The organism is Streptomyces sp. M2CJ-2 (genome assembly GCF_016757295.1).
Lineage (GTDB): Bacteria > Actinomycetota > Actinomycetes > Streptomycetales > Streptomycetaceae > Streptomyces.
The window spans coordinates 1-10,981 of the sequence record NZ_JAESIF010000117.1; the positions used below are offsets into that span (position 1 = coordinate 1).

The 10,981-nt window shown below is 68.7% G+C and carries 8 protein-coding genes and 4 pseudogenes; 7 read left to right on the forward strand and 5 right to left on the reverse strand.

Going from position 1 to position 10,981, the window contains the following annotated elements:
* The first annotated feature begins 352 nt into the window (after positions 1–352).
* Both JL475_RS36495 and JL475_RS36500 read left to right on the forward strand, forming a co-directional pair.
* A complete protein-coding gene (locus JL475_RS36495) occupies positions 353–622 on the forward strand; it encodes a hypothetical protein (protein WP_237409299.1) in 270 nt (89 codons plus the stop codon).
* An 81-nt stretch (positions 623–703) separates the two neighbouring features.
* Positions 704–1,030, forward strand: a complete 327-nt coding sequence (locus JL475_RS36500) for a hypothetical protein (protein WP_202282489.1) — start codon at positions 704–706, stop codon at positions 1,028–1,030.
* 400 nt (positions 1,031–1,430) lie between these two features.
* Here the strand turns inward: JL475_RS36500 and JL475_RS36505 are convergent.
* Positions 1,431–1,865 (reverse strand): annotated as a pseudogene (locus tag JL475_RS36505) (ATP-binding protein); the annotation flags it as partial.
* A gap of 120 nt (positions 1,866–1,985) precedes the next feature.
* Between JL475_RS36505 and JL475_RS36510 the strand changes: the two are divergent.
* From JL475_RS36510 to JL475_RS36520, 3 genes are read left to right on the forward strand one after another with little or no spacing between them, the layout of a single operon-like run.
* Positions 1,986–3,173 carry a tyrosine-type recombinase/integrase gene (locus JL475_RS36510; RefSeq protein ID WP_202282490.1) on the forward strand — a complete coding sequence of 396 codons (1,188 nt, stop codon included), beginning with the start codon at positions 1,986–1,988 and terminating at the stop codon, positions 3,171–3,173.
* A complete protein-coding gene (locus tag JL475_RS36515) occupies positions 3,163–5,319 on the forward strand; it encodes a tyrosine-type recombinase/integrase (RefSeq protein WP_202282491.1) in 2,157 nt (718 codons plus the stop codon). The genes JL475_RS36510 and JL475_RS36515 overlap by 11 nt, the downstream gene beginning before the upstream one ends.
* Positions 5,316–5,759 (forward strand): DUF6262 family protein, encoded by a 444-nt coding sequence (locus JL475_RS36520; RefSeq protein ID WP_202282492.1) that lies wholly within the window; start codon positions 5,316–5,318, stop codon positions 5,757–5,759. Before JL475_RS36515 ends, JL475_RS36520 begins: the two co-directional genes overlap by 4 nt.
* A 4-nt stretch (positions 5,760–5,763) precedes the next feature.
* Here the strand turns inward: JL475_RS36520 and JL475_RS36525 are convergent, their stop codons facing one another.
* The 3 genes and pseudogenes from JL475_RS36525 to istA form a co-directional block, all read right to left on the reverse strand.
* The gene (locus tag JL475_RS36525) at positions 5,764–6,276 is read right to left on the reverse strand and encodes a hypothetical protein (RefSeq protein ID WP_202282493.1); all 513 of its coding nucleotides are present in this window, start codon (positions 6,274–6,276) and stop codon (positions 5,764–5,766) included.
* A 161-nt stretch (positions 6,277–6,437) separates the two neighbouring features.
* Positions 6,438–6,794, reverse strand: a pseudogene (locus tag JL475_RS36530) (ATP-binding protein); the annotation flags it as partial.
* Positions 6,794–8,299, reverse strand: a complete 1,506-nt coding sequence (gene istA / locus JL475_RS36535; protein WP_202282494.1) for an IS21 family transposase — start codon at positions 8,297–8,299, stop codon at positions 6,794–6,796. The gene istA and the pseudogene JL475_RS36530, both read right to left, overlap by 1 nt.
* Positions 8,300–8,447: 148 nt before the next feature.
* Here istA and JL475_RS36540 point away from each other — a divergent pair.
* Both JL475_RS36540 and JL475_RS36545 read left to right on the forward strand, forming a co-directional pair.
* A pseudogene (locus tag JL475_RS36540) lies at positions 8,448–9,533 on the forward strand (integrase core domain-containing protein).
* 38 nt (positions 9,534–9,571) lie between these two features.
* Entirely contained in the window at positions 9,572–10,537 is a 966-nt protein-coding gene (locus JL475_RS36545) for an IS3 family transposase (protein WP_202282495.1), read from the forward strand.
* Positions 10,538–10,621: 84 nt separating this feature from the next.
* Here the strand turns inward: JL475_RS36545 and JL475_RS36550 are convergent.
* Positions 10,622–10,828 (reverse strand): annotated as a pseudogene (locus JL475_RS36550) (transposase); the annotation flags it as partial.
* Positions 10,829–10,981 lie beyond the last annotated feature (153 nt).

The window sequence follows — 10,981 nt, forward strand, 5'->3', positions numbered from 1 at the left end:
CGCCGCGCCCCGCAGCGCCCCCGCCGCCGGGGCCCGGGCCAGAGCCGTTGACCGTCCGGCGCGCATCTGTCGCGGCCCCGGGCCGGGCGGTCGAGGAACGTGCGCGGGCTCGCGGGGCGCGCCCGGCCGGGCCGCGGGAGGCCAGGTTGTGACGAGCGGGGGATGACCCGGCGCGGTCTCCAGCCGGGTCAGGGTGGTGCCACCCGCAGCACCGCGGCGTGCCGGAGCGGCTGACCGTGGTGCGCCGGACATCGGCTCGATCACCACGGATCACCCTGCCGGTTCAGGGCTGGTGGTGATGGCATGGCTTCATGCCTCTTGAGCACTGCGTGCCCAGGAGCCACGTCGAGGTGTGGCATCACAAGGTGCTGCCGTCCGGGGCGGCACCGGTCACGTTCTGGACGGTTCTGTGCGGCTCGCTGATGCCGATTCGGTGTGGAACGGCATCGCCTGCTTCGGCTATTTCATCTACCACCCGGCCGGGGCCGGGGTCCTTGCCGGGCTCTTCATGCTCTTCTTTCTCATCGAGGTCGCCCTGCGCCGCAGGGCCGGCCACTCCGTGCGGTGCAGCCTCTACGGCGCGATGGGAGGAGTGCTCGACAAGTCGATGGCGGGATTCTGAAGACGTGCCTGCTCAAGAAGCCTGCGGGACCCCGTCGACATCGACGGCGCCCTGCACTTCGGCTGCCTGCTCAACCTTGCCATGAAGCCCGGGGGAGCACTGTGGTGGTGGCAGTACGCCGCCGGCGCCGGCAACGCCACCGCCGCCTACTGCCTGCACCTGTTCCACCTGCGCCGCGGCGAGCTGAGCGCCGCCGACCACTGGATGCACCAAGCCCTCGACCTCGGCACCGGCATCGACTTCACACCCCGCCCCACCTGGCTGGAACATCCTCCCACCCCTCATACCGAGGTGCTGCGCGAAGCCGTCGAACGCCTCAAAGTCGAGGAGGTCGGCGAAGCCGGCGGTGAGTTCCACCAACCCGACCAGCGCTTGGCGGAGCAGATCGAAGAACTGGCCGACGCCTGATGAAACCGTGCCGCACGATTCGCCTGCTCGATCGGCCCGCCCCAAAGCCAGCCGAGCAGACGCGTAGCCCGTGATGCAGCTGACCGACCCGACGCCATACAGACGAGCGCCCGGCGCCGGCCCAACCTTGACGTGGTGGTCGGCGGGCAGCACGTCGGAGCCGCACCCGACAAGCTCCAACTCTGCGGGTGCCTAATAATCATCCGCCGAGGTCACTGCCTTGATCGCTGATGTACGCGGCTCGAGGGATCATCGCGAAGTGGTCGCCCGCTCGGCGCCAGGACGGCATTGTCAACGGCCTTTCAGTTCTCCCCGCAGGCGGCCAGTAGTCCTCCCCACTGGCGGCCAGCTCTCTCTCCCCAACGGTGGCCAGTTATCTCCCCGCTGCTGAGATGACAGGTCAGCGCAAGGGGATCACCCCCTGGCCGGAGGTGGCCTGGTTGAGCCGGAACGAGTCACCCTGAGTGACCACGACGTGAGCGTGGTGCAGGAGTCGATCGACGGTCGCGGTGGCGAGGGTCTTGGGCATGATCTCGTCGAAGCCCGAGGGGTGGAGGTTGCTGCTGACGGCCAGCGCCCGCCTCTCATATGCGGCATCGACCAGGCGGTAGAAGCCCTCGGCGGCGTCCGGTGAGACGGGCAGCAGGCCGATGTCGTCGACGATGATCAGGTCGGTGCGAATCAGGCGGGCCATCGCTCTGGCCAGGGAGTCGTCCGCGCGATGGCGTCGGACGAGGGCTCCGAGGTCTTCGATGGTGAACCAGGCGACGGTCATGCCGGCCTCGATCGCGGCCTGGCCGAGGGCCTCGGTGAAGTGCGACTTGCCGGTGCCCGAGGTTATCAACGGGGACTGAGCCCCTCTCTTCTCTGTCTGCAACGAGCGTCACCGTGAGCGTTCTGCGTCGTTGATGCATTGCTATCAACGGGAGTTCTTCAACGAGACGGAACGACATCAGTGGCACACAGCTTGGCGGTCCGGCCCGCGAACGGGCAGCGGACGTGGACCGTGATCGACGAGAAGTACCGGACCGTCGCGCCGGTCGAGGACTGGCTGGAGGCCCATCGGCAGCTGTGGTCGCCGAACACAGTCCGCGGTTATGCGACCTCGCTGGCCCAGTGGTGGACGTTCCTGGAACAGCGTGACGAGACCGGAAGGTGGGGTGATCTCGGGGTCCCGGCGGTCGCGGGGTTCCTGTCCTGGCTGCGCAACGGCCGCACTGTCGAGCACACCCTGGTCGAGCCCGAACAGACGCCGGAGGCTGGGACGTTGGAGGCGAGGCTGGCCGCGTTGATCTCCTTCTATCGCTGGCAGGAGGCGGTCTTCTCGGTGCCGGTCGCGGCACGGCTCATGCGCGGGACACCGCGCCGGGCCCCGGCTCGGGGCCTGCTCGCGCACCTGGACGCCCGCACCGCTCCCGCGCCGTCCTCGTTGGTCAGGGTCCGGCGCCAGCGGCATCGTGGGCGCCCGCCGCTGCTGCTGCCCTCCGAGATTCAGGCGATCATGGATGGCTGTGCGATGCCGGACCTCACGGTCGGCGAGTGGGCGGGCAACCTGCGCGACCGACTACTGTTCGCCCTGCTCACGGAGACCGGCATGCGCCTGGGTGAGGCCCTCGGCCTGCGGATCTGCGACTTTGTGATGGGCTGCGGCTCCACTCCCTATGTCGAGATCGTGCCGCGCGAGGACAACACGAACGGGGCCAGGGTGAAGATGATGCGCCCCCGACGGGTCTATGTCGGCTGCGACCTGGAGCGATTGTTCGCCGACTACCTCACCCACCTCGCCTGCCGGGCCGCCGAGTTCGGCATCGAGATCGGTGCCGGATCGCCGTTGCTGGTGAACCTGGAGCGGCCGCCGCTGCTGGCCGCCCTGCGCGAGGGCACGGTGCGGGACAAGGTGTCCGCCCTGCGCAAGAAGAGCATCGGCCCGGTCTCCTGGACGCCGCACTGGTTCCGTCACAGCCACGCGACCGCGCTGCTGCTGGCCGGGACGCCGGAATGGGTGGTCTCCCGCCGCCTCGGTCACGCACACGTGCAGACCACGCTCGACCTATATGGCTGGGTCCGCGAGGACGAGGCCCTGCGGGCCGCGGCGAACTGGAAGTCGTACATCTCCGCCTGGCAGGTTGACGATGGCCGGTGAACAGCGTCATCTGCACGCAGCTGGCGACGAGGATCCGTTCTGGCGGCTCTGGCGGGAGCTGCCAGAGCCCTGGAAGGGGCCGGTGATCGGGGACGGCATCGACGACTGGGACCAGATCACCGAGAACGGCAACCGCCGCATCGACCTGACCTGTCTGCCCGACCTGATCGCCGCCGAGCTGGCCTGGATGGCGCACTGGCAGGCGATGGACGGGACCCGCTCGTCGGTGCTGGGCACCAACCAGTTCGCGAACATCCTGCGCCGGGCGATCCGGGACAACCATCTCTTCCCGATGTCGATCCGCGCGATGGACTGGGAGACAGCTGCCGCTTTGCAACGGTGGTTCTATGCCACCCGCTGGGGCCGGCTCACGCCCCGCGGCAGCGTCGCCCGGCTGCGGGTGATCTTCCGCTTCTCCCGCCTGGCCCTCCTTGCCGGCTGCAGCGATGGGCCCTGGTGGTCCCTGAATGAGTGGCACCCTCGCTGCGATCCGCGGATCCCGCTGGCCGAGCACGAACCCCAGGCCCACTACGGCTGTTCACCCTCAAGGATCACTCAGCCGTGGCTGCGGGAGGCCGTGAAGTGGTCTCTGGGCACCCAGCTGGAGGCCGGAACGTTGCGCTGGTCGACGGTGAGCCAGGAGAGGATGCGGTGCTTCGCTCGCTTCGACCGCTGGCTGGAGACCTTCACCGACCCTCTCGACGTCCTGGGCGACCCCGCCCACGCCGTCCAGTTGGCCGCCGCGTTTCGCCGCTGGGCGTCCGACCCCGCCAACCGGCTCCTTCGCCGGAACGAGCAACGGTTCGCCCGGCAGCCTGTCCATCCCCGCCTGGTCAACGACGACCTGCGGGCCGTCGCCGAACTCTTCGCGTTCGTCGCCGCCAACCCCATCGAGGCCCGCCAGGTCCTCGGCCCCAACCCGTGGTCCCGGGTCACCGACGCGCACGCGGCCGGCTGGTTCCGCCAAGTCTCCCGCATCCCGCACCAGCGCGAACTCAACGACGAGCACTACGTCGACGACCACGCACTCGCACAGATCCCCGCCGCCCTGCCCCTGCTCAGGCTCGCCCGCGATGAGCAGATGCTCCTCACCCGCGGCGACGGACAGCAGGTCAGCGCCCGCGGCTTCGACGACCCACAGGCCATGCGCATGATCCTGCTGCAGATCCTCACCGGACGGCGGGCCAGCGAGATCCGCACCAGCCGCTTCGACTGCCTCTCCCCGGTCCCCGACCGGGCCGTCGACGCCGCCGAGGGCGAACAGATCGCCCGCTTCCACTACGCACAGAGCAAAATCGACATCGCGCCCGACAACATCCTCGTCGACGCCGAGGTCGTCGCGGTCATCGAGGAACAACGGCAGTGGGTCCGCGACCACTTCCCCGGCATCATCCCGCGCCATCTGTTCCTGCAGCGGACCGGGAACCGGCAGGGCGACAAGCCCTACCCGTCCGGCACCTACAGCTGGATGCTCCGCGAGTTCAGCAAGATCGTGAAGATCACCGACAGCAGAGGCAAGCCCGTCGGGCTCAGTCACACCCACCGCTTCCGGCATACCAAGCTGACCCGACTCGCCGAACTTGGCCTGCCCGTCCACGTGTTGATGCGCTATGCCGGGCATGCAACCCCGTCGATGACGATGCACTACGTCGCCACCCGCCAGGAATACGCCGAGCAGGCGTTCCTGGCCACCGCCAAACTCCGTGCGGACGGCACCCACGTGGTCTTCTCCCACGACGACCACGACAGCCTCCACCTGTTCAACCGGGCCGACCGGTTCCTGCCCCACGGCTGGTGCCTGCTGCCGCCCCTGCAGACCTGCGACAAGGGAAACGCCTGCCTGACCTGCTCGGTCTTCGTCACCGACGCCTCTCATCAGAGTGCTCTGGAACGGCAGCTGGCCGAGACCGAGGCCCTGATCAACCGCAGCACCACCGCGTTCCAGGAACGGCACGGACGCCCGATGCCCGAGGACAACGTCTGGCTGCTGCAACGGCAGGCCGAACGCGCGGCCCTCACCAAGCTCCTGGACACCATCCGCTCCAGGCCCGGCCGGGCGGTCCAGGGCGCCGGCTGCGGCGCTGCCCCCACCGGCCCCGTCCCTCTCACCCTCGATCTCGACCGTCACCGAAGGACCCGGCCATGACCGACGACGCTCGCGCCAAGCGCACCCAGACACTCGCCACCGCCGCGAAGGCCAAGTCCCAGGCCAAGACCGCCGCGGCAGAGAAGGCGATCCGCACCCTGGTCAAGCGCGGTGAGCCGATCACCTTCCAGGCCGTCCAGCGCGAGGCCGCCGTCTCCCACGCGTTCCTCTATAACCACCCCGACCTGCGAGGACGCATCGAACGACTCCGGGCCCAAGCCCGGCCGGTTCCAGCGCAGGCATCTCCGACCGACGAGCAGAGCACCCTCGTCCTCGCGCTGACCAGTCAGATCACCCGCCTGAAGAGGCTGCACCGAGAACAAGTACAGGCCCTACGCGACGCGCTCGAACAAGCTCACGGCGAGAACCTCGACCTCCGCCGTGAACTCGACCGTCGCGGTCGCGACACGACCAGACCTCAGGAGCAGGGGCCCTGCTGACAGATCAGTCCGCGCGTTCCAGCCCGAGGGCGCTACCCACCGGGATCGCCCGCCACATCGCGCTGACCTGCGGAAGCGACTCGATGAGCGTGGCGATCTGGGCCAGCGCTGCGGCCCGTTCAGGACCGATGGGATCGAAGTCAAAGCCCATGCTGTTGGTCCAGGCCATATCGCCCAGGTCGGCCCAGGCTGGAGCGTCGGCGAAGAACAGCTCGAGCTCTACGTTCCAGCGCTGCGGCTGCCAGAACTCGTCATCCTGGTCACCCTCGTCGCTCACCGCGAACTGCCTGGTGAAGACCAGTGCGGGGCGGTCATCGTTCCAACTCCACCGACCCCACTGCACGATGAACCCATCGCCGTCGTCCTCTGCAGGCTCAATCCCATCGATCTGCTCCTGGACGAACTCCTGGAACGCAGACCAGGCCCGCGCAACGTCGTCAACCGCATCCGAGTCAAGTCCATGACGTCGAAGGATCAGCGCGAATATCTCAGGACTGTTCCTCCAGTGCGTGGCCATGCCGGATGCTAACCGATCATCGCCGGCGCCAGGAGGGCACCAAGCAACAGACCACCAGAAGGCCGCGACAACGCGCCGCGCTCGAGCTCGTCACAGCCATCGCAACAACATCCCGAACTGGGAAGTGGCCATCAAAGAATCTTCGAACTCCGGATAACCGGCGGGCCGCAGATGCAGAGGTTCTCCTTGCGGGTGACCCACTCGAGCATCTTCAGCGAGTCCTGGGTCGGCCGCGGGATGGAGGAGGCGGTCTCGTCCCAGTCGCCGAAGGTCTTCCCGGCCGGGAAACCGGCTCGCTTGCGGCGAGTGCGGAGGTTCGCCGCATCGCGGCCGGCGGCTTCCTCGGCGAGGAGGACGCGGACGACCTCTGCGGGGTCCCAGCGTTGGGCCTTCGCGGTGGGGATCAGGTCGGTCAACGCCCTGCGGATGTGCGGGAGTTTGAGCCGCTTGGTGAGATCGATGGCCTCGGCGAGCGGGTCGCCGTGGGAGCCGGAGACGGTGCGGATCGGGGTGGCCATCAGTGATCATCCTTGTCGTCGGCGAGGCCGAAGTTGGACCAGGCGGAGGTGCCCGGCTGCAGGCTGTGGTCCTCGCTGGGGCGGGTGGGTTCGACCGTTTCCAGGCCGGCTTGATAGGTGAGGATGCGGATCAGGTCGTTCTCCGCGAACCGCCCGGCGATCGCCGCCGACCCGAGTGCCCGGTCGACCTCGGCGATGCCGTGGAGCTTGGCGAGCGCGACGGCCTCGGCCATCTTCGGCCGGACCCGGCGGGCGCCCGCGGCCCCGGCCTCGATCAGCCAGGACGCGGCCCCGGGGCCGAGGGCGAGGAACGCGGACTCCTCGGCCGAGCGGGCCTTCGGGGTGCGGTCGCCCTCCTTGTCCTGTCTGGGCGGGTAGTGCTCGTCCTTGATCTGCGGGCTGCCCGGAGTCGAGCGGTCGTGGCGGGCGACCTCGGCCGGGCCGGACTCGCCGACCGCGGTGACGATCAGTTCGTCGCCGTGGAAACGGGCCCAGACGCGGGTGTCGATCAACTCGTGCGGGACCGAATAGCGCACGCCTTCGACGGAGATGGTGGCGTCCCAGTTCACCCGCCGGGTGGTGCCGAACGCGACGGTGAACGGCTCCTTCGGTATCGGATGCAGACGCTGTCGTTCCTCGGCCAGGGCCTCGACGGGCTTGCGCCGGGTCTCGCGGTGGACGCGTTCGTTGACCTCGTCGCAGAAGGTGCGGCAGGCCGCTTCGAGGTGTCCGAAGGAGGTGTACTGCTCGAGGAGATTGGCGTCGGTGGGCACCAGGTCGGCCTTCGCGGTGCGGACGGTCGCCTCCGATCCGCCCTTCGTTTCGGGGTCGGCCGGCAGACAGGTGCGGATCGTCATTCCGTAGTGCCGTCCGACCTCGACGATCTCGGGGTTGCGGATCGCGATGTTCGCGACGTGCATGGTGGTGACGGTCTTCTCGTTGTCGGTCAGCGCATAGGTGGGGACCCCGCCGATCCGCCGCAGGGTGGCGTCCAGGCAGGCAGTGATCGTCGGGAGCGTCTTGTCGAAGACCGGGATCACGACGCGGAAGCGGGACCAGGCCAGCCACGCGCACCACAGTTGCGTCTGCCGTCCGCCGATCTTCGGGCCGTGGCCCCAGTCCCATTGCAGCCACAGTCCGGGCTCGGCGATCCAGGGCCGATAGACCCGCCGGTTCCCGGCCTTCAGCCGGGCCTTGACCTCCGCGACCGCGCGGCGGGTGGTCCGTTCTCCGCCGGTGAAGCCCATCGCAGTGATGCGGCGGTGGACCACGTCCGCGCGTATCCGGCCGTGCGAGTTGACCACCAACTCCTCGATCTTGGCGAGGTATTCGTCGATCGGCCGGGCGCGGTGCTGCCGGTCGACCGGACGCTCGCCGGCCTCCCGCAACTGCACATACCGGGCCACCGTGTGGTGGTCGCACCCGGCAAGCTCGGCCGCGGCGCGGTAACTCCCCGTGAGGTCGTATGCCTCAAGAATCTCCATGATCTCCCTGCTGTTCTTCACACCGGCCAGCCTCGCCGACCGGTATCCGTCCAGGTCCGGGGAGGTATCTGGCCATCCGTGGGGAAGATCGTGGCCGTGAGTGGGGCGATAAATAGCCGCCTACGGGGAGTATCTACTGGCCGCCGTCACGGCATCATGAACTGTCGCGCTGCTGCGTCTGGCTTACCTCGCTGCGACCAACATCCCGGCGATCCTGCGCCGGCTGACGACGAGCGGACACGAGAAGGACATCGAGATCCTCGCGCCCCGCCATCAACTGCTGGTCCTGCAGCGTCAGGTCGGCAAGCCCACCTTCACCGCCACCGACCGCGCCGTACTCGCCAGCCTCCCTCACCGCCTGCCGGCCGACAACTGCGACGCCTGCTGTTGCTGGTGCAGCCGGACACGATCCTGCGGTGGCACCGCAACCTACTCAAGCGCCGCCACGCCGCGGTGAGCCGACCACATCGCCGAGGACGACCACCCACCGTACGCGCGATCCGCGCCCCGGTGCCGCGCCTGACCAGGGAAAACCCGCCGTGGGGGTATAGGAGGATCCACGGCGAACTCGCGGCCCTCGGGATCAAGGTCGCCGCATCCACCGTCTGGGAGACCCTCAAGGAGCACGGCATTCCGCCCGCGCCCGAGCGGCAGAGCACGACCCGGGCCGAGTTCCTGCGCGGCCAGGCCGAGGCGCTGCCGGCCTGCGACCTGTTCGAGGTCCGCACCCTGACCGGGGCGCGCCTGTACGTCTTCGCCGTCATCGAGCACACCACGCGCCGCATCCGGCTCTTGGGCGCCACCGCCCACCCCACGGCGGACTGGCTCGTCCAGCTCGGACGGAACCTGCTCATGGACCTCGAGGACGCCGGCCGCCGCGCCAGATTCCTCATCCGGGACCGGGACGCGAAGTTCAGCCAGCTTCGACGCCCTGTTCGCCGACGCGGGCCTGGAGGTGGTCAAGACCGGGATCCGAATACCGCGAATGAACTCCATCATGGAGCGCTGGATCCAGACCTGCCGCCGCGAGCTCCTCGACCGCACCCTGACCTGGAACCAGCACCATCTCCTGCACGTGCTCGTTGAGTTCGAGACCTTCTACGATGAACATCGGCCACACCGGGCCCTGGGCCAGGCCGCTCCACTCCGCCCGCTGCCCGAAGTGATCGACATTCCGGCGCGGAGAAGGCGCCTGAGGATCCGCAGGCGAGATCGACTCGGCGGAACCCTCCACGAGTACGGACATGCCGCCTGACCTAGCCGGATGATTATTCGGCACCCGCAGAGCTCGGGATCACGGCCGCGTGCCGGCTGACCGGCCGCTCGCGGGCCACCCACTACCGCCGGTTGCGTCCGGCGCCGCCGCGGGGGCCCCGCAAACGGCAGGTCCAGCCCTCGGCCCTGACGGCCGAGGAACGGGCCGCGGTACTGGAGTTGATGAACTCGGGCGAGTACGCCGAACTGGCGCCCGCGCAGATCTGGGCCCGCGAGCTGGACGCCGGGCGCTACCACTGCTCCGTCTCCACGATGTACCGGATCCTGCGCGAGAAGGGGCAGGTGGGCGAGCGTCGCCGCCAGGCCACCCACCCGGCGAAGACGGTGCCCGAGCTGGTGGCCACCGGACCCTCTCAGGTGTTCACCTGGGACATCACCAAGGCGGCCGGACCGGTCAAGGGCGTCTGGTACCACGCCTACGTCATCATCGACATCTTCAGCCGCTACGTCGTCGGCCACACCGTCGAGCGGGCCGAATCGTCCCAGCGGGCCGAGGAGTTGATCCGCGAGACCATCCTCCGCAACGGCATCGTGCCGGAGACCGTGCACGCGGACCGCGGCACCTCGATGACCTCGAAGAAGGTCTCGCAGCTGCTGATCGATTTCGGCGTCACGCGGTCGCACTCGCGGCCGAAGGTCTCCAACGACAACCCCTATTCGGAGGCCCAGTTCAAGACCACGAAGTACATGTCGGACTATCCCGAACGGTTCGACTCGCTGGCCCACGCCCGCGAGTGGTTCGACGCGTTCATCGCCTACTACAACCACGAGCACCGGCACTCGGGCATCGGCCGGCACACGCCTGCCAGCGTGCACTTCGGGACCGCCGAGGAGGTCCGCGACCAGCGGGCCGTCACCCTTGCCGAGGCATACGCCCGCCGCCCCGAACGCTTCGGCCGCCGACCCCGACCACCCCGGATACCCCAGCAGGCTTGGATCAACGACCCGGCCAAGCGCAGGGAACCCGCACCACAAACCTCATAGCGCCACGACCGTCTCACTGGACTTGAAATCTTCCGTCTCCGCTTCCATCCTCCAGGCCAGACGGGCACGGATGTGGGCAGGATCCCACGGGCTGGTGGTGATGAAGTGGGCCAGCGCCTGCCGGTTGCCGTCCTCACCGAGGCGGGCGGCCATCGGCTCGACCGACTTGCGCTTGCCGTCGGTCAGCAGCCCCCGCAGGTAGACCTGCCCCCACCGGCGTTGGTCGTTGCGCGCGAACGGCTCGAACACCTCCGCCGCGAACGCCTCCAACTCACCGCGCACCGCAGTCATCTCGTCCGGAGTCACACCCACTCAACGCGATACCGAACCCGAAGGACACGCACCAGCACAGCCGACCTGACCAAGCCCTACTAGGGCCTGTTCGGGATCGTGATCATGTGGCGGGGGCAAGGCTGCGCAGCCAGATGATGGCGCCGCGCAGCT

Excerpts from the sequence above, each read along its gene's own strand:
- JL475_RS36500 (WP_202282489.1), top strand. The coding sequence starts at position 704 with ATGAAGCCCGGGGGAGCACTGTGGTGGTGGCAGTACGCCGCCGGCGCC.
- JL475_RS36515 (WP_202282491.1), top strand. The coding sequence starts at position 3,163 with ATGGCCGGTGAACAGCGTCATCTGCACGCAGCTGGCGACGAGGATCCG.
- JL475_RS36525 (WP_202282493.1), bottom strand. The coding sequence starts at position 6,276 with ATGGCCACGCACTGGAGGAACAGTCCTGAGATATTCGCGCTGATCCTT.
- JL475_RS36520 (WP_202282492.1), top strand. The coding sequence starts at position 5,316 with ATGACCGACGACGCTCGCGCCAAGCGCACCCAGACACTCGCCACCGCC.